Genomic DNA, 25,506 nt, shown 5'->3' on the forward strand with positions numbered 1-25,506 from the left:
AAATGAATCTGGACAGCCGATTGCCGGACACCGCATTGCTGTGTCCGGCCTGCCACTTGATCCATCCTGCGCGGGGTGATCGGGTGTCGGAAACTTTTATTTAATTCCCGGACTGTATTGTCTCTCAGCGCAATACACCTCTGGGCGAGGTATAGTTATCCAGGACGGTAATATAATTAACCCGCTCATAGGCACCGGGATCGGGCGCGTTATGGTAACTCATGCTGCCCTTGATCTGGCTGACCGAGTCGTACTCGTATTCTTCCAGCCAGTGATGCATTTCGCCCAGAATCACGGACAGATACTCCGGCCCTTGCTGTAACAGCACACTGCATAAATGCACCACGTCGGCTCCTGCCAGCAACGCCTTGATGCCATCGCGTGCGTTATGAAAACCGCCGGTCATCGCCAGCGACAGGTTAACCCGTCCATGCAACAGGGCCGCCCAGCGGATTCGCATTAACGACTCATACGGCATGGACAGTTGCAATGCCGGCTCGACCATCAGTTGCTCCGGATCGATGTCCGGCAGATAAAAGCGGTTAAACAGCGCCACCCCGGCCGCCCCGGCCTGTTCCAGGCGACTGATAAAATGGACCGGCGAGCTGAACTGGGGGGAAAGTTTCAGAGTAATCGGAATCGTAACGTGTTGTTGCAACGATTCCAGCAGATCGATATAACGCTGCTCCACGTCATTACCGCTTTCCTCGCCATTGCCGGCGATATAATAGACGTTCAGCTCCAGCGCATCGGCGCCGGCCTGTTGCAACTGTTGCCCGTATTCCAGCCAGCCGCCGGCGGTGGTACCGTTAAGGCTGGCAATGACGGGGATATCCAGTTCCTGTTTTATCCTCTGCAGGTACTCCAGGTACTCGTCCTGGCAGGTCTTGAAGTCATCCGGTACCGGATGAAAACTTTCCATCTCACCAAAGCCGATCGACTGGTGATGAATAAAACGATCCAGTTCCTGTTCTTCCTGATCGATTTTTTCCTCAAACAACGATGGCAGAACAATCGCCGGGGCACCGGCCTCGCGCAATCGCATCACCGAATCACGATCACCGGTCAGTGGCGAGGATGAAGGCACCAGCGGGTTGGCGAGCTTCAGGCCAAGATACTCGGTCGTCATATCCACCATCTACGCGTCCTCCGTCGATTTGTTGTTATCCTGTTTCAGCTTTGCCTTGACGGCCGAAACCCGGGTTGCCCCGTCCCACTCCAGCTCGGACAGCTGCTTGTAATAATGGTAGCGATGTTGCACCTCCTGCTGGGCCTCGGCCAGGAACCGCTCGGCGTCCTGCGGATGGGTATGCCACAACATGCTGAAGCGGGTTTCGGTTTGCACAAATTCCCGGTAGGGAATCGACGGTTCACCGGAATCGAGATGCAGCGGGTTCTTGCCCTGGGTAGCGCGCGCCGGATCAAATCGGAACAGGGGCCAGTGACCGCTGTCGACCGCCAGGTTTTGCTGGCGATGGTTATTGGACAGATCCACGCCGTGGGCGATACAGGGCGAATAGGCGATGATCAGCGACGGACCGGCGTGGGCCTCGGCTTCGAGAAACGCGCGCAGGGTCTGGACATCCTTGGCTCCGTAGGCCACATGCGCCACATACACGTTTTCATAATCCATGGCCAGCAAGGCCAGGTCCTTTTTACCGGTCGGTTTGCCGCCGGCGGAGAACTTGGCGACAGCGCCGCGCGGTGTCGCCTTGGAGGTCTGGCCGCCGGTGTTGGAATAGACCTCGGTATCCAGCACCAGGATATTCACGTCGGCGCCTGTGGCCAGCACGTGATCCAGCCCGCCATAACCGATGTCGTAGGCCCAGCCATCGCCACCGATAATCCAGACACTCTTGCGTATCAGATTTTCGGCAAGCTCCTGCAGGGTCTGCGCCCGCGCATCCTTGAGTTTTGCCAGTTGCTCGCGCAACTGTGCGACCCGCTGGCGTTGATCATGAATGCCGGATTCGCTTGACTGATCGGCGTTTAAAATCGCCTCGACCAGTTCGTTATCCAGCTGATCGCGCAATGCCTGAATCAATTCGCGCGCCTGCTCGCGCTGCTTGTCGACCGCAATGCGCATCCCCAGGCCAAATTCGGCGTTGTCCTCGAACAGCGAGTTGTTCCAGGCCGGGCCGCGCCCTTCCCGGTTGGTGGACCACGGTGTGGTGGGCAGGTTGCCGCCGTAGATGGAGGAGCAGCCGGTGGCATTGGCCACCAGCATGCGATCGCCAAACAGCTGGCTGGCCAGTTTCAGGTACGGCGTCTCGCCGCAACCGACACAGGCACTGGAAAACTCGAACAGCGGCTCCATCACCATGGAGCCCTTGAGCGTGGTCACCTTCAGCTCGCGCCGATCATATTCCGGAAGTTCCAGAAAGAAATCAAAGTTCTCCCGTTCCTGCTCACGCAACGGCGGTTGCGGCGCCATGTTCAGCGCCTTGCGACTGGCGTTGGATTTGTCGTGAATCGGACAGATATCCACGCACAGGCCGCAACCGGTACAATCCTCCGGTGCCACCTGATAGCTGATCATCATGCCTGCGGGAAAGTCCTTGCCCAGCATCGAATGGGCCTTGAAATCTGACGGTGCGCTTTTCAGTTCTGTCTCACTGAATATCTTGCTGCGGATCGCCGCATGCGGACAGACCAGCGGACACTTACCGCACTGGGTACACAGCTCAGGCTCCCAAACCGGGATCTCCAGCGCCAGGTTGCGCTTTTCATACCGCGCGGTCCCCAGCGGATAACTGCCATTGGCCGGTAACCGGCTGACCGGCACATCATCACCGTGGCCGGCAATAATCTCGCCGGTCACCTGTTGCACGAAGTCGGGCGCCTTCGCCGGTACCGGCCGCGCGACATCGAACTCGCTATCCACCTGGCCGGGAATAGTCACCTCATGCAGGCGCGCCAGCGTTTCATCAATCGCCTTGAAATTAATCTCGACAATCCGCCGGCCTTTTTTGCCATAGGTCTTTTCCACCGCATCCTTGATCGATTTGATAGCTTGTTCCTGCGGCAGGATACCGGAGATGGCGAAAAAACAGGTCTGCATGACGGTATTGATACGCTTGCCCATCCCCGCCTGCTCGGCAATGGCATAGGCGTCGACGGTATAAAAACGAACCTGTTTGTCGATGATCTGTTGCTGCATTTTACGTGGCAGGCTTTGCCATACCCGGTCAGCCGGCTCCGGCGAGTTGAGCAGAAACACGGCGTTTTGCTTTGCCTTGTCGAGCATGTTGAAACGCTCGAGAAATACCGGCTGATGGCAGGCAACAAAATCGGCGTCGTTGTCACCGATCAGATAGGTGGAGCGGATCGGCTGAGAACCAAAACGCAGATGCGATACCGTAACCGCCCCGGCTTTTTTCGAGTCATAGACGAAATAGCCCTGGGCATACAGGTCGGTCGATTCACCGATGATCTTGATGCTGTTCTTGTTGGCACTGACCGTCCCGTCGCTGCCCAGTCCGTAGAACATGGCCTGGAATGTCTGTGCATGGGCGTCGGTACGAAAAGCCGGATCCCATTCCAGGCTGGTATGCGTGACATCGTCGTGAATTCCGATGGTAAAGTGATTTTTCGGTTTATCCCCGCGCAGCTCGTCGAACACCGCCTTGATCATCCCCGGCGTGAACTCCTTGGAAGAAAGCCCGTAACGGCCGCCAATCACGGTCGGCATTCCGTCAAACCGGCATTCGCCGCTGCAGTAATGCTGGGCCAGCGCCGTGACCACATCCTTGTACAGGGGCTCACCGTCGGCACCCGGTTCCTTGGTGCGATCCAGCACCGCGATTTTTTTAACACTTGTCGGCAGCGCGTGAATCAGGGCGTCGGCCTCAAAAGGCCGATAGAGCCGGACCTTGAGCAATCCGACTTTTTCACCCTGATGATTGAGATACGCCACCGTTTCCTGGGCCGCCTCGGCGCCCGAGCCCATCAGGATCATGACCCGCTCGGCCTCCTCGCTGCCGACATAATCGAACAGCCGATACTGGCGACCGGTCTGTTCGGCAAAGCGGTCCATCGCCTGCTGCACAATACCGGGCAGTTTTTCATAAAAGGGGTTGACGGTTTCCCGCGCCTGAAAATAGACGTCCGGGTTCTGCGAGCTGCCGCGCAACACGGGGTGTTCGGGCGAGAGGGCATTATTGCGGTGTCGCTGCACCCATTCGGGGCGGATCATCGCCGCCAGCACCTCATCGTCGAGGCCCTGCAGCTTGGCCACCTCGTGCGAGGTGCGAAAACCGTCGAAGAAGTGCACCATCGGCACCTGTCCCTCCAGGCTGGCCGCCTGGGCGATCAGGGCCATATCCATGACCTCCTGGGGTGAGTTGGCGCACAGAAAGCCGAAACCGGTCATGCGCGCGCTCATCACATCACTGTGATCGCCGAAGATCGACAGGGCCTGACAGGCCAGCGAACGGGCGGCCACATGAAAGACCGTCGGGGTCAGCTCCCCGGCGATCTTGTACATGTTGGGGATCATCAACAACAGCCCTTGCGAGGCGGTGAACGTCGTGGTCAGGGCACCGGCCTGCAACGCGCCGTGAATCGCGCCGGCGGCGCCGCCTTCACTTTGCATCTCAACGATATGGGGTACTGTGCCCCACAGATTGACCTGGCCGCGCGACGACCACTCGTCCGCCCATTCGCCCATCGGCGAGGCCGGCGTAATGGGATAAATGGCGACGACTTCATTGAGCTTGTGTGCGACGGTGGCGGCGGCCTGATTACCGTCGATAGTCAAAGTACGGGGTTCGGACATGATACAGGGGATCCCTTCAAGGCTGACTGACACCGTTAAAGATAGATCGCCTGTGGACCAGCGTCTATTTCTTTATACGATTACCCGGGTATCAGGTCCCCCGGAGGCGCACTCACTACGGCTTCCATCTGATCGAAGCATGCCCGGGAGACGCTATTCAACCCGCCTGTTGTTGATCCGCATCATGATAGGCCAGAAACGTGGCGGCTCCCTCCGCACCCAGGTATTTTTTCAACAGCCTGGGATCGGCCTGGCGCAGGTCCACCCGAATCAGGCCATCGACACAGTACTGGAACCGGGGATCCACATTGAAGCCCAGCAACCGCCCCCCAGCTTCAGATATTGTCGAATCAGCACCGGTACGCCCTTGTCATCCTCCTCGATCTCGGCGATCAATGTCGATAGTTCATCCACGCTGATATCTTCGCGCAACATCGTATTCCAGCCGTCTTTCCAGGCGGTTCGATAGGGATAACGCGGTTTCACGTGTCGACCCAGTGTCCCGTCGAACAGGTTCTGTTTCAAAAACCGGATCAACAGGCGCTGGGACATTCCGCTGTAATCATTACTGATGCTGACGGGGCCGAACAGATTGGCATACCGCGGATTTTTCGCCACATAATGGCCTATCCCTTTCCATAACAACATCAATGGTGAAAAATTGCGCTGGTATTCGGGTCGCACGAAGGAACGCCCCAGCTCCATAGCCGGACTGATCTGTTGCAGGAAATGGCGACTGTAGCGAAACAGTGAATGACTATACAAACCACGACGCCCGTAATTGCGCAAAATCTCATCAACCAGCCCCAGTCGATAGCCCCCGACCACCTGCTTCTGCCGGCTGTCCCAGACAAACAAATGCAGATAAAAACGGTCATACAGATCGATATCACTACTCTTGCCGGTGCCCTCTCCCACCGATCTGAAGCTGATCTCGCGCTGACGACCAATCTCCTGTAATAACAGGGGGATTTGCGCGGCCCTGGCATACCAGACCTGTAACTCACCCGAGGTATCCAGCCGCTGCTCTTGTGGCAGCGTGCTCAATTCCTTTTCAAGCTGCACAGCATCCATCGGCGGCAGAATCGATGCCAGCGCATCATCCCCCAATATTGACCGATCACTGTTAATTCCGCCTTCACTTTGCGACAAAAGACAGGTTCGCATACGCAAATACCCCGCCAGATCCGGCATCCTCTCGAATCCGACCAGCCTTTTTTTATCGAACGGCTTGCCGATGCGTAAACTTACCGTGCCGTGTGATTTATTAAGCAGTTCGCGTGGCAGTAACAGCGTCTTGCATATCGGGGGTAATAGCCCGGCCAGGCAAAACAGGTGACTGTTGTGTCCGGCGAACTGGATTGGAACCACACTGGCATCACACAGACGGGCGAGACGCGCCACCGACGCATCCCAGGGCCCTTCGCTGATCGACAGATTTGCCCAACGTCGTGACGCTACATCGCCGGCCGGAAACATGACCAGCAAACCACCCTGTTTCAACCAGCGGCTAGCTTCGCGCATCGCCGTGACATTCTGTCGCGTTGCCGCTTTGTGTCCATAAGGATTCACACCCAGAAACACCGGTGCCAGCTCCGGGATCCGGTTTAGCAGGCCATTGGCCATAATCTTGATATCCGCACGCCGCTGGCTTAACAGATCGACCAGTAACATGCCTTCGAGGGCACCGAACGGGTGATTGGCCACCACAATGGCCGGACCGGTTTGCGGGATATTCTCAAGCCGACCCGCTTCGATGACATAATCAATGTCCAGGTTCTCAAACGCTTGCTGAACAAATGCTTGCGGGTCGGCGGTGGGTTCCAGATCGGCATAACGCCGCGCCAGTTCACGCAAACCGAACAGTGACTCAAGCGTATTTTTCATCAGCCGGAACGGCCGATAACGTACATGCTTGCCAAAAACCTCGTCGAGTGAAAAAGGGTTACAGGGTTTGTTATTGAGCGTTGCAACTGCCATGGCCTGATCCTGAACAATTCAAACGGGATCAAGCCTGCACTGCGATTATGTAAGCTGATTGAACGTGTGATGACAGATTTATGAACGAGGGAGAGGATAACCCGGAACACTCCCGGACCGGCCCTGCCCTGGTGAAGTCTGTGAGCCACTGTGGTGAAGCCTGCGCAACCATTTACCCACAGTGACGAAGCTGGAGAGGAAGCGGACCCTGTTTAGATAACGGATTTATAACGCAGAGGACGCAGAGACGCGGAGTCGCAGAGGATCTAAAATGTATGCCATACACATTGGGACATCATTATTGTTTCTCCGCGCCTTTGTTGCGCGATGTACAGGGATGTACAAGTGTCGCTGGAGGCAGGATGCCGGGAGTGACCCTCTGCGTCCTCCGCGTTATTTTCCAGAGAATCTAAAAAGCGGCCTGGCCTTAGCCGTAGATTCAGCCTGGGTTCTCTTATGGATTCCGGCTTTCGCCGGAATGACAAGCTAATCCTCGTACCTCGTTACTCGTCCCTCGGCACTGCCCGAAGGGCCAGCGTCCTCTGCGTTATTTTCCAGAGAGCCTGAACTAGGATGGCTGCCGCCATATACCAGGGCAGAGCCAAAGTGGTGTTACACTTGCTATTGCCAGTATGACCTGCGCGACTAGCTGGTGATCTTGTCCTGGCTCGAACTGGTTAATAACTCGAACTCAGGCTTCGGCACTTTCAATCCGGTTTCGCCCCTTATCCTTGGCACTGTAAAGTGCATTGTCGGCCCGTTCGAACAGCTGTTCAGCATCCCCCTCTTCGGCCCGGGCAAGGCCACAGGACGCGGTAACCAGGACACGACTCCCGCGAAAGTGAAATTCCAGCGCCTCGATCGCCTGGCGCAGTTTTTCACCCACGACTTTCGCGGCAGCGATATCCGATTCAACCAGAATGATCGCAAACTCTTCACCGCCGTAACGGGCCAGAAAATCGGTTTCGCGCAACTGTTGCTGCATCACACCGGCAATCACCTTCAGAACCTTGTCACCGGCAGCATGCCCGTAGGTATCGTTGATTTCCTTGAAATGGTCGATATCCCACAACATCAGCACAAAATCGGTGTTATAGCGCCGATGCCGTGCGATTTCCTCCTCCAGTCGCCGGTCGTAGGCCATGCGATTGGGAATGCCGGTTAACGCGTCCGTTTCGGCCTTGTTCTGGGCTTTTTTCACCTGCTGGCGCAGTTTGTCCGACTCGGCTTCCGTCGCCCGTAACTGGTTTTCCAGGCGCTGGATAATTTCATGTGATTCACCACCGCGACCTTCTTCCTGCTCGAGAAAACGATCCACATGATTTCGGATAATCACCACCCGCGACTGGATCGCGGTTTTTAATGAATCGAGATCCAGCGCCTCGTCCACGGTCTGCTCGATCGAACTGACTTGCGAATTGACCATCTGGTTCATTTCACGTGATTCACTCAACGCGGCATCCCGCAGGCGTGCGGTTTGCTGTATGTCCTTGTCCAGCTCCTGCAGTCGATCGGTCAGTTGCAGCAGGAAGTTTTCCAGATCCTGTTTTTCCGACCTTACCCGTGATTGCAGATCGGCGATCAGTTTGACGGTATCATCCAGGCCCCGGGTTAATGTCGCCACGTCTTCACAGGGCTCGAGTTTTTTACGTACCAGTTCCGACTCCACCGCCAGATCGTCGGAAAAATCGATGCGCTCGAGCAATTGAATCAGAATTTCCCCGGCCAGGGCGCAGGCAATCCCTTCGTCATCGGTCACTATTTCTGACTTTGTCACATCAGCTTCCGGCTGACCCGAGTCGACTTCAATCGATACAGGTTGCTGCCTTTGCGGCGCATCGGCGGTATCAGTCTTTTCCCTGGCACCACGACGAAACAGTGAACTCAAAAGACCTGTTCTGTCTTCTTTTGCTTCTGCGGAACCTTTTGACTGTGCGGCACCGGGCGGCAGGCCTTGTTCAATCGTCAGGCTCAACAATTCTGCCAGGATTTTGACCGCATCGGACAGCTCGCTGACGCCCGCGACACGCGCCAGTTTTTTTCTGACATATTTTTCCTGGCGGGCCAGATCCTCCGGAATCGGCAGTTCATCCAGAAGCAGTTGCAAGGCGTGGGCCGGATTTGATTGTCCCTCTTTATTACCTGTGCGTTCCGGCAGGCGGCCGATTGCTGTATTGATGTCGCTGAACAGCGATTCCAGGCGAGACAAATCACTGCTGTCACGGATCTGGCCACGCAGCTTCTCGAGTTGCTTGCCCAACTGGGCGTCGTCGGTTTCGGCAATCAGGCTAAGACGGGAGACCAGTAGTCTCAGCTGTTTTTCCAGCTGCGCCCATTCGCGTTGCCGTTCGTCCAGCTCATCCAGGCTGTCGTAATATTTTTTCTTCCAGTGATCGGCCTCACGGCTGCTTTTACCGGTCTCGTTCGCCATACTCAGCCATCCAGATTCTGCAGATAGTCATTCAGGGTTTGTGACTTGTTGCGCTGGTAGCGGTGAAACTGCATGCCCGGCGGCAGTCTGACTTCCATCATTAACGGCAGATGATCGGAACCGAAATTCTCGAGTTCGCAAAACTTGTTGATGGTTAATTCGGATGTTGCCAGGATATGATCGATATTATGTTGCGGGCGCCAGCTGGGAAAGGTGTGCACACCCTCGATCGGCTCATGCAGGCGGGTGCGTGTGATCAGGTGCTGCATCTCGCGACTGTCATGCCGACAGTTCATGTCCCCCATCACGATCGCATGCGGAAAACTGTTCACCACATCGGCGAGATAATCCATTTGCAGCAGTCTGGCCCGTCGACTCAGGGCCAGATGCACAACGATGACCGCCAGCGTATCTTCGCCGGCATCGTAACGGGCAAGTATGGCCTGGCGACCGGGGATCAGGCCCGGTAGACGCAGGTCCTGTATCTCGGCAGGATGAAAATGGCTCAACAAACCGTTACTGTGCTGCGCGATACGACCAAATTTACGGTTTACCTGATGATGCCAGTAAGGAAATTCACCCCGCTCCGCCAGATATTCGGTCAGATTAATGAAGTTACTGCGCAGACTGCCGGCATCGACTTCCTGGACACCTACGATGTCATATTCCTTCATCATCTCCGCCGCCAGGTCCAGATTGCCGAGACGCCGGGCACAGGGCAGGACATGCCGCCAGCTGCCGGTGAGGTATTGATACGGACGACTGGTCTTGATCCCGACCTGGACGTTGTAGCTGAGTATTTTCAGCGTTTGTGCCCTGTCGTCGGTAGCGGTCTGTTGCGACATCATCGTCAGTTCAGATCGGACAGATCATTTCACCCAGCTTCTGGGTCAGCTTGAGGTTCTCGCTGTAATCCACCGGGCAATCGATAATACTCACGGTATTATCGGCCAGCGCGGTTTTCAGCGTCGGCAGCAGATCCTCGCCTTTTTCGATTCGATAGCCTTTGGCGCCGAATGATTCGGCGTATTTGATAAAATCCGGATTGTTGAAATCCACGTGTGACTTGCGGCCGAAACTGTTGATCTGTTTCCATTCGATCAACCCGTAGCCATTATCATTCCAGACCAGGATCACGATGGGCGTTTTCATGCGCATGGCGGTCTCGATCTCCTGGGAATTCATCAAAAAGCCGGCATCGCCGGTTACGGCCACCACGTTACGGTCTGGATACGCCAGTTTGGCGGCGATGGCGCCGGGCAGGGCAATGCCCATGCTGGCAAACCCGTTGGAGATCAAGCAGGTGTTGGGATATTCGCAGCGGAACATGCGCGCCATCCACATTTTATGTGCCCCGACATCACACAGGGCAATGTCTTCAAGGTTCATCGCGGTACGCAGATCCCAGATGATCTTCTGTGGCTTGAGCGGCAGGGCCGTATCATCCTTGTGCTGATTCATATCCTCGATCAGCGCCTTACGCAGACTTTTCATGGCCGTGCCGGTATGCGGACTGGCCAGATTCATAATGCGCAACAGGGAATGCTTGATATCGCCGACGACGCCAACTTCTACCGGGTAATAGGCATCAACTTCCGCGGGCGAATTATCGATATGAATAATGGTTCGATCCTTGGTCGGATGCCATAAATAAGGATGGTACTCGACCAGATCATAACCGACACAAATGATCACATCGGCCCGGCTGAAACCGCAGCTGACATAATCGTTGGCCTGTAACCCGGCACTGCCCAGGGCCATCGAATGCTTGAAGGGCACCACGCCCTTGGCCATGAAGGTATTGGCCACTGGTATGCGCAATTGCTCGGCGAATTCGGCCAGCTGCTTCCAGGCGTGGCTGCGTATGACCCCGTTGCCGGCCAGTATGATCGGGTTTTTCGCGCGCGAGATAATATCGGCTGCCCGATCCACCTTCTCGCCCGGCGGCTCCGGCGGATAGGGATACTTGACCGGCAGGGGCTGATCGTCGATCTCCATCTCGGCGATATTTTCCGGAAACTCGATGAAACAGGCGCCGGTCTTCTCCGTCTGCGCCACCTTGAACGCCTTGCGTACGACCTCGGGAATAATGTCCGGGGTCAACAGACGTGAGGAATACTTGGTGATCGCGCGAAAGATCTCCTCGAGATCCAGTACCTGATGCGATTCCTTGTGCAGACGATGGGTGCTGGCCTGTCCGGCCACGGCCACCAGCGGGGCATGATCCATATTGGCATCGGCCACCCCGGTGAACAGGTTGGTGGCGCCCGGTCCCAGTGTTCCCAGGCAGACCCCTGCCTTGCCGGTCAATCGCCCGTAGACATCAGCCATGAACGCCGCGCCCTGCTCATGCCGGGTGGTGACAAACTCAATATCCGAATCCAGCAGGGCATCCATCACATCCAGGTTCTCTTCCCCGGGGATGCCAAAGATATATTCCACTTCTTCATTTTCGAGGCAGCGCACGAAAAGTTCGGCGGCTTTCATTCATTCATCTCCTGCTGGTCAATGCTGTTGATATGCCTGTAGACAGATTATTCGGGATCCGTTGCGAGCAGCTGCTGCACCACGCCCAGCATGGCATCGTGCCCGCCTGACATGGGGCCGTCGGTAATATAGCGACCATCGATGACCAGCGCCGGAACACCCTCGGCGCCATAACGCTTGGTCAGTTCAATGGCGCGGCGCAGCTTGCCGTCGACGGCAAAGGAATTGATCGTGTTGCGGAACGTCTCCGCGTCAACGCCGAACTCGGCAAAAAAGGCCTCGGCCTGATCACTGGTATGGATATGCTTACCGCCGGCGTGGATACGCTTGAACAGGGGGGCATGAATCTTGTCCCGGATCTCCAGTAATTCCGCGGTATAAAACAGTTTGGCATGCAACGCCCACTTCGGATTCGGGCGGCCAGTCTGCGGATGAACGAAGACCGCCGGCACGCGTTCGAAGCCAACATCGTCCGGTTTGTTCTCGACCCAGGTTTCCAGTTTCGGCTCAAAACGGTAACAATGGGGACAGCCGTACCAGAACAGCTCGACCACTTCGCGGGGCTTATCGGTCAGCTTTTCGACAGCCGGCGTAATGCGCCGGTATTCAATGCCCTCGGCATACTCCGCCTGGACCGGGGCCGGGAACAGCACCGCCAGCGCTAGCAGTGGGGCCAATATACGCAAAATCGTCTTCATCAATGACTCCTGATATTCGGTTATTCTCAGACTATTCAAACTCACTGCTCGAAGCAAGCCACGCCCCCCGATTCCCCCTCGTCCCGGCATCCGATAAGCTACGCCCTGCACACTGAGGAGATAGCCATGCCAACCAGAAAAGCTGCCAAACAAATCGACATTGCCGACTTCCTGAACCAGCAACACCTGTGCGAATCACTCACGCTGAACGAGGTCCAGACTCTGATGGAATTCACCGAGCCGGTCTTCTTCAAAAAGAATGAGGTGATCGCCGATATCGGCGAGATCGGCGAGGCCCTGTTCTTTATTATAAAGGGTGAAGTCGTCCTGTTTTTCGAAGATCACGGCAAGGACGTGGAAATCGGTCGCCTGAAGGAAGGCGAGGTGATGGGGGAAATGTCGTTTTTCGACCGCCAGGCGCGCTCCGCCCGGATTCGCGCCAGCGTCGGCGATACCCGCCTGCTCAAACTGACCCGCATCATGTACAACCGGCTGCGAGTTGAGCACCCCTTCATCGCCGTCAACCTCGTCGAACACACCATCATCAGCCTGGACCACCTGTTCCGCAGACTAAGTATGGATATTGCCAGCTTCAACCAGTACATGTACGGCAACGGACCCATCCGCTAGCCTCTTCTCCAGGTTGGTGGAAGGAACGCAAAGGACGCAAAGACGCGGAGGACGCCAAGAAAAACTATTATTTTCTTTGTGTTGGGCTCCAGACCTGAACGACGCGATTTGCGCGCAAACTGGAGCCCTGGCCCGGGGCCTGAGCCTCACAAGAAATCATCAAATTATTTCCTTTGCGTTCTTTGCGCCTTTGCGATCTAGAAACTTCGAACAATGGCTCCTCACAGCTCGCCGTAGGAGTGCAGGCCGGAGAGGAACATATTCACACCCAGGAAGGCGAAGGTGGTGACGAACAGGCCGATGATCGCCCACCAGGCCAGGGGGGCACCGCGCCAGCCCTTGGTCAGGCGCAGGTGCAGCCAGGCGGCGTAATTCAGCCAGACGATCAGGGCCCAGGTTTCTTTCGGGTCCCAGGACCAGTAACCACCCCAGGCCTCGGCCGCCCACATGGCACCCAGTACCGTCGCCACGGTAAAGAAGGCAAAGCCCAGCGCAATAGTCTTGTGCATGATGTCATCGAGCATGTCCAGACTCGGCATGCGCGCCACAAACCCGCTCTGCGGATTGCGGTTTTGCGCCCGCTCCACCAGCAGATAGGCCACACCGAGCATCGCGGCCAGCGCAAAGGCGCCGTAGCCGACGAAGTTGGCCGGCACGTGAATCTTCATCCAGTAACTTTGCAGGGCCGGCACCAGTGGCTCGATCTCGTGTGCGCCTTTTTCAAAGTGGTACCAGAGCAGGAATGCAATCGAGGCGGAGATGATCGTCAGGGCAAAGGCCCCCATGCCCTTGGCGCGGGTGCGCGCCTCGTAAAACAGGTAAATCAGGGCGGTAATGATCGCAAACAGGATAAAGACTTCGTACAGATTGCTGACCGGAATATGACCGACGTCATGGCTGATGAGATAGGATTCGCGCCAGCGCACCATCAGGCCGACAAAGCCCATGGTGGTGGCGACCCAGACCATGGAGGTGGCCACCTTGCCGATAAAATCGTTGGGTTTGGCCAGGTAGACATAATAGGTCACGGTGGCCATCACAAACAGCGCGCTCATCCACATGGTCGCCGACTGACTGGAGATCAGAAATTTAAGAAAGAAGTTCTGCTCGGCCTGACCGAGATCGTTACCATACAGACTCACCGCGAACAGGCTGATAGCGGCAATGGCAATCATCAGGTGCCGGGTCGCTTTCCAGTACCAGCCCAGCGCGATCAGGGCGATGGACGTACCGAAGAGAATGCCGACCTCGTAGTTGTCCATCAGCGCGGAATATTTGTTCCAGGCATAGCCGGCACCAAACAGCAGGGCCGCCGCCCAGATCCAGTCAAACAGGCTCAGCTGTTTGATAAAGGACTCCTTGCCGAAGTCCTGGTTAAATTGTTCCTTGGTTACCGCCATAGTCTGTCACCTGTCTGTCGTTATTGACGTGATGCATAATGCCGATCCAGTTCATCGGCGAGTCCATCAAACACCTTGCTGAAATCATTTTGATTACGGTTGCCCATCCCCGCCAGCATAACACGGCTGCCCTCGCCTTCCGGGCGAATCATCACCCACAGGCGCTGATGAGTGATATAGAACATCATGAACACCCCGATAATCAACATCACACAGCCCAGATAAACCACATTTTTCCCCGGGGAACGGGTAATCTGCAGGCCCGAGGCCTGACGCAGATCAAAGTTAGTCATCTGCAGATAAAACGGCGAGCTGTATGGCCCCATGGATGCCAGGGCATTGACTGCATCCTCGAACCAGCGCCCCTGTTCGGTGCTGATACCCTGTTCGAGGGCAACGTCTTCCGCCTGCAACAGTTCCCAGTACAGGTTTTCCAGCACGGTATTGAGAATTTTCAGATAGGTCTCCGCGACTTTCATCTGCTGCTCTTCCGGTACGGTTTGCTGAATGCGCCGATCGATCGCCTGATAACCGCCCCGGTTGAATTCACTGGTCAGTCGAACCATGGAGGTCACGATATTTTGCAACATCTCCTTATCCTGCATGTTCGCTTCGGACATCGCCTGACGGGCGCTTTGTTCGGCAATCCGACGCACACGATCCTTGTCATTTAACCAGGCATGAAGACGCATGAAGCGATCCACGGACATCTTGTCATCGGCGGGGATATGCAGATAGCGGAATGGCTCGGCCTGGCTTTCACGCATGCCACTTAAAAAGAAATAACGTCCTTCCTGACGTACCGGGACCATGTAATTGACGAATTCACGCGCCTCGCCGTTGGGCTGCCGCAGCCGGAAGGTAAAACTGGGGCCGTAATTGGTGAACTTCTTGCCGCTCTGGCCCATGGTACCGCCGCGCACCATCTCGCTCTGATCAAATTCTTCGTTGGGCGCCACTGCCAGCTCCTCATCGGCGGGGAACACATTGAATTCCTTGAAATCCTCAAACTCAATGGTCATCACGCCATCCGGCGTTTCGATCTGGCGTTTGGCCGCGACCTTGCCATCCAGTTCGATCGGTTGCGGGTTGCTGTCAAACAGCGGCCACGCCTTGAGCTGCATCTTTGTGCCGCCATCGGAGAAGCTGGCCTGATAGATAGCATAGCCACGATAGATCAGTGGATGATTCACCGCGATGGTCTCTTCCCTCGGCGCTTCGAGCTGATTGTCATGAATCACCAGATCGCTTTCAAAGGACTTGGGCTGACCGGAATCATAATATTTGACCCGAAATTCCTTGAGCTCGACGGCAAATGGCAGCTCCTGAACCAGATAGCCATCACGGATATTCAGAAATACCATATTGCTGACACTGTCTTCCGGCAACGTGATGTTGCCGCGAAACGACCAGTTCTCAGCCGGGCTCAGCCGGCTGACGGGCGGCACTTCCTTGGCGGCGATATCCCGTTTTTCGATCTTGATCTCGCCCAGCCATTCTTTAATCGACAGGCCAAGGTTACCGTCCATCAGACCACCGACACAGATCACCACGATACCGACATGGGTGAACAGATAGCCCAGCCGGTTCATCTGCCCCTTCATCAGGGCCAGGACGGTAACGCCTTCGCTTTCCTTGCGTCGGGCACGGTAACCCTTGTTATTAAAATATTGCGTGAAGGTCTGCTCGACCTGCTGCGGGGAGTCGCCCAGAGTCCATTCGCGAAAATTGCGCATGACCCGCAGGGACTTTTCTTTCATGCTCAGGCGATAATGGCCCATATCGCGCAACATGCCCGGCCCGTTGCGATAAACACAGACACTGGTGCTTAACAGCAAAAACCCGAGCAGCAGCAAAAACCAGACGGCCCCATAGACGTCGTACAGATCCAGCACCTTGAAGATCTCGTGCCAGTAGGGCCCGAACTTGATGATGTAATCCTGGTAAGGCTGGTTCTGCTGCAAAACCGTGCCGATCACCGACGCCACGGCGATTACGACCAGCATGGTGATCGCCAGGTTCATGGAACCGAGGAATTCCAGCCAGGCGGCCGGTTTTTGTTGTCGGGATTTACTCACGCTTGCTCGCCAATCTCATCGCCAATCCGGTGCGCTACGCTATCACACCCCGGGATAAATTTAACCTCGCCCCGCGGGACGCGGTTTATATTCTGGTGTTGTACCGGGCAGGAGTTATCTGCGTTTTTATCTGTAAACTATTATGGTTATTTTGTCCGGCACCGAGGCGGGTCGTCCCGGTGCGCCCTGTCACTCTCTTAAGTCTGCTTCGAGCGATACAAAGTTCCTTCGCTGCGGATAAAAAGTCGACTTTCAGGCGCAAAAAAGGGCGGAGATCCGCCCTTTTTTATCTTGCTTCGTTTGTCGGAACAATCAGTAACCGGCCATCAGTGCAAACCGGAAATATAAGACGAAACCGCCTTGATTTCCCGATCGTTCATCTTGCGGGCGATATCCCGCATCATGCCATTCATATCGTTGGTCCGCTTGCCGTCACGAAAATCCTTGAGGGCCTTGACCAGATAATCGGTATGCTGGCCGCTCAACAGCGGGAAATTCGCTGCCGGATTCCCGGCCCCGGTCGGACCATGGCAGGCGATACAGGCCGTCAGGCCCTTTTCAGGATTACCGCCCCGGTAGAGTTTCTCACCAAACGCCGCCAGTTCTTCATCGGCCTGACCCATGCTGGGAGACTGTTTGGCATAGTAGGCGCCAATGTCCGCCATGTCCTGCTCGCTCAAACCGGCAACCTGACCGGCCATCAGCGGATCGGAACGGGTCTCACCCCGTTTGAAATCCGCCAGCTGCTTGGCAACATAGCCGGCATGCTGACCCGCCAGCTTGGGAAAATTGGCAACCGCACTGTTACCTTTTTCGCCGTGGCAGGCGACACAGGCTGCGACCTTGGCTTCACCGGCTTTGGCATCGCCGGCCGCCTGGGCCGTGGAGGCAAACGCCGGTACAAACAGGACTACCGAGAGAAAACTGACTAACGTTGAATACTTCATTTGTGATTAAACCAACCTTGCGATGTTTGACAAACTGTTCGGACGCTTACTGGACCTCGGAGAGCATGTAATCGACCGCGGCCTTGACGTCCGCATCGCTCAGATCCGCGCGGCCGCCCTTGGCCGGCATGGCATTGAAACCATTAAGAGCATGGTTATACAGGGTCTCTTTCCCCTTGGACAGACGATCCGCCCAGGCGCTCTTTTCCAGCTTCGGTGCGCCGGCGGCGCCGGTGCCATGACAGGCGAAGCAGGCCTGCTGATAGGTTTGTTGACCTTCAGCCGCCGAGGCAACGGAAGCCAGACCCAGCATGGCCAGAGATACGACAGTACCGGTGATTGCTTTTTTCATTAGTCTACTCCTAACTCCAATCGATGTTGATGGTATAAAACTTTCGACCATGACGCCGTCCCCAGGTTCGTCATGCTAGAATCTGTGCACACGAAGCGGCAGTCTGTATATCAGCTGCTCAATATCCGGTCAAGACGACCCATTATACCCCAGAGCCACGCCGAAACCCACTACCGAGGCGCCGTGAGTACCCGATTCGACCAGTTACGCCGACCCTACGCCGCCATCCACTTCCTGCTCAGCGTGCCCCGGCCGCAGCAGGCGCCGGCGGATACAGGCGTCGAAGTCGCCTTCGCGGGGCGCTCGAACGCCGGCAAATCCAGCGCGCTCAATGCTCTGACCGGGCGCAAGGCCCTGGCCCGCACCAGCAAGACGCCCGGGCGCACCCAGCACCTGGTCTTCTTCGCCCTGGACGAGCGGCGCCGGCTGGTGGATCTGCCCGGCTACGGTTTTGCCCGGGTGCCCGAGGCCGTGCAGCGCGAGTGGGGCGAGGCCATGGCGGTCTATCTGCAGCAACGCCAGTCCCTGGCCGGCCTGATCCTGCTGATGGATATTCGTCACCCGCTGACCGACTACGACTGGCAAATGCTCGAATTCTGCCGCCACGCCGACCTGCCGGCCCACATCCTGTTGACCAAGGCCGACAAGCTCAAGCGGGGGCCGGCACAAAACACCCTGCTGGCGGTGCGCAAACAGCTGGCCGATTATCCCCAGGCCAGCGCACAACTGTTCTCCGCCACCAAAAAACAGGGGCTCGAGGAGGCATTAAACGTGGTCAACCGCTGGCTCGACCTTGAGCCGGATCAAGGGCAGCAAAAAAAAACCCCGGAATAGGGGTTGGGATGTGGGGAATTGCGTCATTCCGGGGTCAAGTTCGCCCGGCATTGGGGACCGGGCCTTGAATCCCGCTCTGGGTTAAGCGGGGTCAGACACTCTCAGCGTAGTGCGCCCGATGCCCCGGTAACAGGCGGCGATTGTGAACGTTTGTTAAATCTATGCCACTGGTTCCCGATTCAGTTTCATTTCAGAAAAGTCCGCTAGAATGTCCTGATAAACAACCGATCCGGCCGGGCTTACCGTAACCCGCGGGTTACACCGGGCCGGTTCAAAAACAACTTGCCATTGCAACGGGGAGAACAACCATGCTCAAACGCTTTCATCTGCACACCCTGTTCAGCAGTTTGCTGCTGCTGATCCTGCTGCTGCCCGAGGCGAACGCCATGCCGGCCTTCGCCCGCGACTACAAAATGTCCTGCGCCACCTGTCACGCCGCCTTTCCCAAGCTGAACGCGTTCGGGGAAAGCTTTGCTGCCTCCAACTTCCGCCTGCCCAACTGGAAGGACAACACCGTGGCCACCGGCGACGACATGCTGGCCCTGGCCAAGACCCCGCCGATAGCGTTTCGCGCCCAGGCCTTTGCCCAGGCGCGCGATGCCGAGGCGATCACCGACCTGACCACCGGGGAATCCACGGAAGTCGACAGTGATTTTCAGTCGCCCTATCTGATCAAGATGCTCTCCAGCGCCCCGTTGTCGGAACACATTACCTATTACTTTTACGCGATCTTCGCCGAGAAGGGCGGCAACGGCGAGACCATCGTCGAGGATGCCTGGTTCTCCCACGATGCCCTGTTCGGCACGGATGTGGGCATGATGCTCGGCCAGTTCCAGGTCTCGGATCTGATGTTCCCGCGCGAGACCCGCCTGACCTTCCAGGACTACATGGCCTATCGCATGGCCGGCATCACCTATGATCGCGGTGTCATCTTCGACACCACCGCCGGGCCACTGGATCTGGCCGTCGGCCTGGTCAACGGCAACGGCATCAAGGAGAACCTCACCATCAACAGCCCCGGGTATCAGCGCTCGGACCATCTGTTCGACAACGATACGTCCAAAGCGGTGTTCGGCCGCATCGGCGGGGATATCGGACCGGTCGCCGCCGGGCTGTTCGGCTACAGCGGCCAGCAAAAAAATGCAATTACCGATGGAAACAATCCCGCCGGTACCGGTAGCGGCAATCGTCAGACCGACAAGAACATCGTCGGCCTCGATTTCAACGGCAAGCTCGGCAACAAGACCTACTGGTTCGCCCAGGCCCTGTGGAACGAGTGGGACGGCTTCATCAATGCCGGCCAAAACTACGAATGGTTCGGCGGCTTTGTCGGAATCGATTACATCCACAGTCCGCGCTGGGCCCATTCACTGCTGTATAACTACGCCGACGCCGGGGATCTGGAAAACACCGATACCATCTATGAAGGTATCGCCATGGAGACGGTGACCTATACGGCCTCCTATTATTTCATGCGCAACGTCAAGGGCGTGATCGAGTTCAATGCCGATCTGCAAAGTGATGTAGCCAAAACCGGCACCTACTGGACCGGCCACCTGACCAACGAAAACTATTTCCTGGTCGGCTTTGACGCGGCGTTCTGAACATCGTATTCCGGGTCGAGATGATGATGCACAGAAGGCATTCTACCCGGCTATAAGACTCTCGCAGAGACGCAGAGGTCGCAGAGAATAAACGATAGTAGTTTCTCTGCGCCGTGGCGTCTCTGCGAGAGATCCGCTTTTTCCTTCTACGACACCTGCCTCAAACAGGGATAACCACCGAAACACCGAACAACACCGCCGATTGCCGGACACCGCGTTGCTATGTCCGGCCTACCAATGGACGGCTCTCGCAGAGACGCAGAGTACGCTGAAGAATAAACGCAATATCAATTTCTCTGCGCCCTGGCATCTCTGCGAGAGCTCCGCTTTTTCCTTACTACGACACCTGCCCCAAACAGGGATAACCACGAAACATCGAACAACACCGTTGCCGGACATCGCGTTGCAGTCCGGCCTACCAATGGATTACTCGCGAGACGCAGCGTGCGCGGAGAATAAACGCGTGCAGTTTCTCTACCCCTGGCGTCTCTGCGAGAGGTCAGCAGGGTGTCACGCAGGCTAACGCCAGCGTGACCTGCAGATCCAGAATATAAAGTGGGCAAAAAAATGCCCCGGACGAAGTGGGGATAAAGCGCCGTCCGGGGCCTTCGAAATAGCCCGGCTTGGGGAAACCGGGCTTTTAATTCCCACTACAGGGAGGGTTGCGGGAATAAGCGCATTACTGCGCTCACAAAATAGGACACCCCCGGACCGGGAAAGTTCCGGCCAGTCTCACAGCCCCGATCAATGGGCTCGCGACCGCGAGCGGCTAACGCTGAACCCGGCGGTGATCGTAATCATGCAACAGGCGCTCGAGTTGCTGGATAATCCGACGCCAGCGTTCCGAGTCCATCGACAGGCCAAGCAGTACAGCCGTGAACTGGCTGGAATAGGGGGTGTCGTCCACCGGCGTGGCGGCAATGACTTCCAGCCGTTCGCGGGTGGCATGGTAATGCTCCACCAGAAAATCGATCATCGACTCGCTCAGCGGCACCCGATACATTCGCGTGATACGCAACGCCAGATGTTCGGCACTCTTGCCCAGCTCCTCGCGTACCTCTCTGACCGCGGCAGCACCCAGCCCGGCCTTGGCATCGGCGCTGAATCCGGTTTCCAGACCACCGAGGTAAGCCGCACGACTGCTATCGATCGCCCGCTGGACGCTGGCATCGGCAAGTTGCACGTATGGCTGCAAAATAAGTGTTAAGCGAATTGCCAGCCGCTTGAGATCATCACGCTGCAACGGCCGTCCACCGCGCTGCAGACCGGCCTCGCTATGCTGATAATCGAGATCCCGCATATATTGGCAAAACTGACGGGCCACCTCGATCTTCTGCGCATCATCCAGGGCAATCGACTCCTCGCGAATGCGCAATCCCCGCGCGCGCCGGCGAGGCAATTCGAGACGCTTTTCGTCCGGAGAATAACGCCGACGCAACTCTTCCCAGCGCTGCAAATCGCGGACATAACGCTCCCGCCATTTGTGCAGCTGCTCACCGGCACGCCGACTCTGGCGCACCAGCTCCAGAATCGTTTTCAGATGCTGCCGGGTGCGGGCATCCGGCCGTTCCTGTGATACCAGACGTTCCAGTCCTTCGGTCAACTGGTTCACCAGCTCTTTCGGCAGCAGCCTGCTAACCGACTCATCAAATCCCAGCTCGGGGTAGTCCGTCAGCAGGGCAGCCAGGGCATGCAAACGACTCAGGGCCATCGCCTGACTGACACTGTAACGGCTGCGCGCCGCCTCTACCTCATCCAGACTGCGTTCCAGTTGCCAACCTCCTTCATAGTCGATCACCAGCCGGGTGATCTCGCGGCCGCTGAGTAACTCGAACACCAGTACCAGCAGCTCCTGGACATCTTCCTGCGCCATCAAATCCAGGCTGTGCTCATCGGCGGCGGAGAAAATGGCGCCCAGAAAATTTTCCCGCCGCGGTACGCCATGTTCAAAGGAGGGCGCGACGCCCGTGAGACGATCGCGTAACAGATCGGCCTCGTCCGGTGCGGTGGCGTGGATCTTCTCCAGCGCCGCCGCACGCGCCTCGGCGCTGGCGGCGATCAGATCCTGCACCCGGCTGCGCAGTCCCAGGCGGCGGTAAATTTCGATCTGCTCGGTAATCTCGGCCAGACTGGTATCCCCGGTCAGCTCGCGCACCGCCAGTGCCACGCTCTCGGGACTCAGATCCAGCTCGTGCAACAGGGCGCCGGCCGCGCGCAGCCGCCGGTCTTCCGGCGCCAGCTCGGCCAGTACCCGGTCGCGACTTTCAAACAACAGATCCGGCAGCAGATCGAGTGTCTTGCTCAATGCCGCACGGGCATCGTTCTGGCGCCGGCCACGCAACACCACCGCCACAAAACGGGCCAGCAAACCGATCACACCCAGGATGAGCGTATAGGCGGCAAAAAACACAAAGTTTTCTAACGGGGCAGCATGCCCGAAACCCAGATAATAGCCGCCCTCCATGGCCAGAAAGGTCACCGGCCCGGCCGTCCATAACAACTGCAACAGGGTCAGGCTCCAGGGTGTCTGACGCACGCTCGAGACCGCCTCATCGATCCGGCTGTGGCCGACCCGCTCGAGACTGACGCGCTCCTGATCCAGCCCGATCAGTTCCTCGTCGTCGGTTTTGTTTTTACGCCAGGGGAGTTTCACTGAGGTCCTTGGGTGACATGTGGTAAGGAAGTTAAGCGGATTATTCCAACTTGTGCCATGTCATCACAACAACAAAAACGTGCCACGGCACAAACAACAGCATTAACGTGCCGGCACCAGCCAACGCTGTACCGCCAGAGGCACCCGGCGAAGTACCTGCGCGCGACTGGCATGCCAGAAAGCGGAGAGCAGCAACAGGGCAGAACCGATCACCAGCGCGGTAAGGGCAAAACTCAGACTCACCACTCCGTATTGCTCCAGCAACGTACTGAAGGCATACATCACATAGACCAGGGCGGAGACCATCAGGGCGCGACGATCAATACACAGCGATACAAACCCGATCGCCACATACAACAGAATCACCACGGCCGCCTGCCACAGGTTCATCTGTCCCTCGAAGACACCCAGCGCGGCGAATACCGGATGCACCAGCAATGGCGCGGCCAGCAAGTGCAGCCAGAAAGCGACATCCGATTTGCGCGTCAGGCGCGCGGTATCCCGGGTATCCCAGTACATCGCCAATACAAAAACTGCCACGCCGGCAATAAAGGAAATCACACTCAGCCAGTGCCGGGCATCGGGCGCCGCCCAGAGCAACAGGGCAACGGCAAACGCCACCCCCACCGCCGCGCCGGCCGCCACCGTAATGGGAACCTGAAAACGGCGCCAGTGTAACCAGGCCGCAAGCGTTGCCAGCGCGCTGGCGATGACGACGCTTTGCGCGCCCTTTTCCGGCCCCAGCAGCAGAAGCACGCCGCCCATAACACTGCTGACAAAGGCCAGCAGCAACACGATCGATGGCAGGGCCATGCGCCGCTGGCGGGTAAAAAACTCGGCCAGCAGCCAGGCCACGGCCGCCACGGCGGCGGCGCCGATCCAGTCCGTCAGCACGCCGGCAATCCCGCCCACCGACGCCAGTAACAACACACTGGCGATCACCACAAAGATGTCATTGAAGCCGGTAATCAGACGAAAATGTTCCTCGTCCACCGCCGGCCCCTGTCTTTCGCCGGCCACATGCGCGCGAAACGCCTCTGCCGTCTCATTACTCAAAATGCCCGCCTTAATGGCCGAGGCGATATCTTCTTCCGTATACATGGCAGGTAAACTCCCCGAATAGCCGCATAAAACCTCTCCCGGGCCGATGCACGCTGTTTTGTCTGATTTGGCGTTGCGCACTGCGTTTGATCTTCGTCAATGACCGCCCGAACCGGTTCGCTATGCTCGTTCGATAGCTGTCAGCAACTCAAACTCGACCCGCGAGGCCCCCATGACCCGCCCACAACAAGCCCCTGATCCCACGGCCAGTCCCTTCAATCTGGATAACGAGGATCGCTATCTGCGCTGGCGCGAGCAAAAACTTCTGGATTACCCCGAGACCCTGGGTGATCTGCTGGTGGAAATCAACGATCCCCGGAATCTGAGCGAGAGCGAACATGCCGCGCTGTTACAGCTTTGTCGCAAAGCCAATATGGCACTGTATTTCAGCAAAACCGGCACCGATCCCGATCCGGAGATACCGCTGTCACTGGGACGTCGCTTCGGCCTGCATGATCTGAACCACAACTGGCTGGCCGACGAGAGCGGCCTGACCTCCCTGACTGTCCGCGACGAAGGCGTTCGCCAGAATTATATTCCCTACACCAACCGGGCAATCAACTGGCACACCGACGGCTACTATAACGCCGCCAACCGGCAGATCCGTGCCCTGAATCTGCACGTGGTACAACAGGCCGCCCACGGCGGCCACAACGCACTGCTGGATCACGAACTCGCTTACGTTCTGCTGCGCGACAAAAACCCGGCGTATATCCGGGCGTTGATGCATCCCCGGGTTCTGACCATTCCCGCCCGCATCGATGCAGGCGGAACGGTGGCCCGCAAGGCGGTTACCGGTCCGGTCTTCAGCATTCTCCCCTCCGGGGATCTGCACATGCGCTACACCATCCGGGTCAACAACGTAATCTGGGCCGACGATCCCCTGAGCCGCGAAGCGCTGGCCTATCTCGAGGAGATCCTCCACAGTGACTCACCCTATATCTTTCGCGGCCGCCTCGAATCGGGCATGGGGCTGTTGAGCAATAACGTCCTGCACGATCGCGCTGCCTTCACCGACGATGCAAAGCATAAACGTCACTATTACCGCGCCCGCTACTTTAATCGGCTGGCCAGCACGTCCATCGCGGACACTTATAAGCTGTAACGAAACGCCCGCCAGCCCGGGCAGATTGCGTTATCGCTTCGCCTGCCAGGGCCAGCGGCCGGTCAACTCGACCTCCAGGGTAAAACTCAGGAAGGTTCGAACCAGCACCACCACGGCCAGCACCCCCACCGAATAAAATGTCAGATCGACCGCGACGGTATGGATAATATCCGCCGCGATCAAAAACTCCAGCCCGAGCAGAATGCCACTGCCGACTCGCTGGCGCAGTTCCTGGAAGATCGGTTCACGTTCCGTTTCCTTGATCAAACGGCGCAGGGCCTGAACCAGCGCGTACACCGCCACCAGGGTGATAATCACGATCCCGAGCGCCTCAATCAGCAGCACGCTCCACTCGGCGACCAGCCTGAGCATCTCTGACATAACCCCTCCCGTTCACCCTGACCTGCAGACCTGCAGGCCATGATGCTG

Annotated in this window: 19 protein-coding genes; 4 read left to right on the forward strand and 15 right to left on the reverse strand. The window is 57.2% G+C overall.

Annotation, left to right across the window (positions count from 1 at the left end; translation table 11 throughout):
- Nucleotides 1-124: 124 nt before the first annotated feature.
- The 8 genes from U5J94_RS03070 to U5J94_RS03105 form a co-directional block, all read right to left on the reverse strand.
- Nucleotides 125-1,138: a dihydroorotate dehydrogenase-like protein gene (locus U5J94_RS03070; protein WP_322564166.1), complete on the reverse strand. Its 1,014-nt coding sequence runs from the start codon at nt 1,136-1,138 to the stop codon at nt 125-127.
- Nucleotides 1,139-4,777: a pyruvate:ferredoxin (flavodoxin) oxidoreductase gene (gene nifJ / locus U5J94_RS03075; protein WP_322564167.1), complete on the reverse strand. Its 3,639-nt coding sequence runs from the start codon at nt 4,775-4,777 to the stop codon at nt 1,139-1,141. It lies immediately after the preceding gene.
- A 157-nt stretch (nt 4,778-4,934) separates the two neighbouring features.
- Entirely contained in the window at nt 4,935-5,084 is a 150-nt protein-coding gene (locus U5J94_RS03080; protein ID WP_322564168.1) for a hypothetical protein, read from the reverse strand.
- On the reverse strand, nt 5,048-6,757 hold the full coding sequence (locus U5J94_RS03085) for a lysophospholipid acyltransferase family protein (RefSeq protein WP_322564169.1): 1,710 nt from the start codon (nt 6,755-6,757) through the stop codon (nt 5,048-5,050). Before U5J94_RS03085 ends, U5J94_RS03080 begins: the two co-directional genes overlap by 37 nt.
- 691 nt (nt 6,758-7,448) lie before the next feature.
- Nucleotides 7,449-9,188 carry a diguanylate cyclase gene (locus U5J94_RS03090; protein ID WP_322564170.1) on the reverse strand — a complete coding sequence of 580 codons (1,740 nt, stop codon included), beginning with the start codon at nt 9,186-9,188 and terminating at the stop codon, nt 7,449-7,451.
- A gap of 2 nt (nt 9,189-9,190) precedes the next feature.
- Nucleotides 9,191-10,036 carry an endonuclease/exonuclease/phosphatase family protein gene (locus tag U5J94_RS03095; RefSeq protein ID WP_322564171.1) on the reverse strand — a complete coding sequence of 282 codons (846 nt, stop codon included), beginning with the start codon at nt 10,034-10,036 and terminating at the stop codon, nt 9,191-9,193.
- A gap of 7 nt (nt 10,037-10,043) precedes the next feature.
- Nucleotides 10,044-11,675 carry an acetolactate synthase large subunit gene (locus U5J94_RS03100; RefSeq protein ID WP_322564172.1) on the reverse strand — a complete coding sequence of 544 codons (1,632 nt, stop codon included), beginning with the start codon at nt 11,673-11,675 and terminating at the stop codon, nt 10,044-10,046.
- Between the two features lie 47 nt (nt 11,676-11,722).
- On the reverse strand, nt 11,723-12,373 hold the full coding sequence (locus tag U5J94_RS03105; RefSeq protein ID WP_322564173.1) for a thiol:disulfide interchange protein DsbA/DsbL: 651 nt from the start codon (nt 12,371-12,373) through the stop codon (nt 11,723-11,725).
- A 126-nt stretch (nt 12,374-12,499) separates the two neighbouring features.
- Here U5J94_RS03105 and U5J94_RS03110 point away from each other — a divergent pair, with 126 nt between their 5' ends.
- Complete coding sequence (locus tag U5J94_RS03110; protein ID WP_322564174.1) at nt 12,500-13,003, forward strand: cyclic nucleotide-binding domain-containing protein; 504 nt, start codon at nt 12,500-12,502, stop codon at nt 13,001-13,003.
- A 221-nt stretch (nt 13,004-13,224) separates the two neighbouring features.
- Here the strand turns inward: U5J94_RS03110 and ccsB are convergent, their stop codons facing one another.
- The 4 genes from ccsB to U5J94_RS03130 all read right to left on the reverse strand — a co-directional run bounded on the left by ccsB (nt 13,225) and on the right by U5J94_RS03130 (nt 17,780).
- Entirely contained in the window at nt 13,225-14,403 is a 1,179-nt protein-coding gene (ccsB, locus tag U5J94_RS03115; protein ID WP_322564175.1) for a c-type cytochrome biogenesis protein CcsB, read from the reverse strand.
- Between the two features lie 20 nt (nt 14,404-14,423).
- Complete coding sequence (locus U5J94_RS03120) at nt 14,424-16,481, reverse strand: cytochrome c biogenesis protein ResB (protein WP_322564176.1); 2,058 nt, start codon at nt 16,479-16,481, stop codon at nt 14,424-14,426.
- Nucleotides 16,482-16,807: 326 nt separating this feature from the next.
- Nucleotides 16,808-17,428 carry a c-type cytochrome gene (locus U5J94_RS03125; RefSeq protein ID WP_322564177.1) on the reverse strand — a complete coding sequence of 207 codons (621 nt, stop codon included), beginning with the start codon at nt 17,426-17,428 and terminating at the stop codon, nt 16,808-16,810.
- Nucleotides 17,429-17,474: 46 nt separating this feature from the next.
- The gene (locus tag U5J94_RS03130; RefSeq protein WP_322564178.1) at nt 17,475-17,780 is read right to left on the reverse strand and encodes a c-type cytochrome; all 306 of its coding nucleotides are present in this window, start codon (nt 17,778-17,780) and stop codon (nt 17,475-17,477) included.
- A gap of 183 nt (nt 17,781-17,963) precedes the next feature.
- Between U5J94_RS03130 and yihA the strand changes: the two genes are divergently transcribed.
- Both yihA and U5J94_RS03140 read left to right on the forward strand, forming a co-directional pair.
- Nucleotides 17,964-18,614 (forward strand): ribosome biogenesis GTP-binding protein YihA/YsxC, encoded by a 651-nt coding sequence (yihA, locus tag U5J94_RS03135; protein WP_416224014.1) that lies wholly within the window; start codon nt 17,964-17,966, stop codon nt 18,612-18,614.
- Between the two features lie 308 nt (nt 18,615-18,922).
- Entirely contained in the window at nt 18,923-20,218 is a 1,296-nt protein-coding gene (locus U5J94_RS03140) for a hypothetical protein (RefSeq protein ID WP_322564179.1), read from the forward strand.
- Between the two features lie 769 nt (nt 20,219-20,987).
- Here the strand turns inward: U5J94_RS03140 and U5J94_RS03145 are convergent.
- Together U5J94_RS03145 and U5J94_RS03150 are read right to left on the reverse strand one after the other, a co-directional pair.
- Complete coding sequence (locus tag U5J94_RS03145; RefSeq protein WP_322564180.1) at nt 20,988-22,871, reverse strand: hypothetical protein; 1,884 nt, start codon at nt 22,869-22,871, stop codon at nt 20,988-20,990.
- Nucleotides 22,872-22,973: 102 nt separating this feature from the next.
- A complete protein-coding gene (locus tag U5J94_RS03150) occupies nt 22,974-23,972 on the reverse strand; it encodes a hypothetical protein (protein ID WP_322564181.1) in 999 nt (332 codons plus the stop codon).
- A gap of 172 nt (nt 23,973-24,144) precedes the next feature.
- On the opposite strand from U5J94_RS03150, the gene U5J94_RS03155 reads away from it, so the two are divergent.
- Nucleotides 24,145-25,077, forward strand: coding sequence for a TauD/TfdA family dioxygenase (locus U5J94_RS03155; RefSeq protein WP_322564182.1), 933 nt, complete (start codon nt 24,145-24,147; stop codon nt 25,075-25,077).
- A gap of 30 nt (nt 25,078-25,107) precedes the next feature.
- On the opposite strand, the gene U5J94_RS03160 is transcribed toward U5J94_RS03155, so the two are convergent.
- The gene (locus tag U5J94_RS03160) at nt 25,108-25,458 is read right to left on the reverse strand and encodes a DUF1622 domain-containing protein (RefSeq protein WP_322564183.1); all 351 of its coding nucleotides are present in this window, start codon (nt 25,456-25,458) and stop codon (nt 25,108-25,110) included.
- Nucleotides 25,459-25,506 lie beyond the last annotated feature (48 nt).

The sequence above is a fragment of the Thiohalophilus sp. genome, assembly GCF_034522235.1.
GTDB lineage: Bacteria > Pseudomonadota > Gammaproteobacteria > UBA6429 > Thiohalophilaceae > Thiohalophilus.

Coding starts and splice junctions, on each gene's coding strand:
- U5J94_RS03140 (WP_322564179.1), top strand. CDS start 18,923: ATGCTCAAACGCTTTCATCTGCACACCCTGTTCAGCAGTTTGCTGCTG.
- ccsB (WP_322564175.1), bottom strand. CDS start 14,403: ATGGCGGTAACCAAGGAACAATTTAACCAGGACTTCGGCAAGGAGTCC.
- U5J94_RS03085 (WP_322564169.1), bottom strand. CDS start 6,757: ATGGCAGTTGCAACGCTCAATAACAAACCCTGTAACCCTTTTTCACTC.
- U5J94_RS03155 (WP_322564182.1), top strand. CDS start 24,145: ATGACCCGCCCACAACAAGCCCCTGATCCCACGGCCAGTCCCTTCAAT.
- U5J94_RS03110 (WP_322564174.1), top strand. CDS start 12,500: ATGCCAACCAGAAAAGCTGCCAAACAAATCGACATTGCCGACTTCCTG.
- U5J94_RS03090 (WP_322564170.1), bottom strand. CDS start 9,188: ATGGCGAACGAGACCGGTAAAAGCAGCCGTGAGGCCGATCACTGGAAG.
- U5J94_RS03130 (WP_322564178.1), bottom strand. CDS start 17,780: ATGAAAAAAGCAATCACCGGTACTGTCGTATCTCTGGCCATGCTGGGT.
- U5J94_RS03150 (WP_322564181.1), bottom strand. CDS start 23,972: ATGTATACGGAAGAAGATATCGCCTCGGCCATTAAGGCGGGCATTTTG.
- U5J94_RS03160 (WP_322564183.1), bottom strand. CDS start 25,458: ATGTCAGAGATGCTCAGGCTGGTCGCCGAGTGGAGCGTGCTGCTGATT.
- U5J94_RS03100 (WP_322564172.1), bottom strand. CDS start 11,675: ATGAAAGCCGCCGAACTTTTCGTGCGCTGCCTCGAAAATGAAGAAGTG.
- U5J94_RS03070 (WP_322564166.1), bottom strand. CDS start 1,138: ATGGTGGATATGACGACCGAGTATCTTGGCCTGAAGCTCGCCAACCCG.
- U5J94_RS03125 (WP_322564177.1), bottom strand. CDS start 17,428: ATGAAGTATTCAACGTTAGTCAGTTTTCTCTCGGTAGTCCTGTTTGTA.
- U5J94_RS03105 (WP_322564173.1), bottom strand. CDS start 12,373: ATGAAGACGATTTTGCGTATATTGGCCCCACTGCTAGCGCTGGCGGTG.
- nifJ (WP_322564167.1), bottom strand. CDS start 4,777: ATGTCCGAACCCCGTACTTTGACTATCGACGGTAATCAGGCCGCCGCC.
- U5J94_RS03095 (WP_322564171.1), bottom strand. CDS start 10,036: ATGATGTCGCAACAGACCGCTACCGACGACAGGGCACAAACGCTGAAA.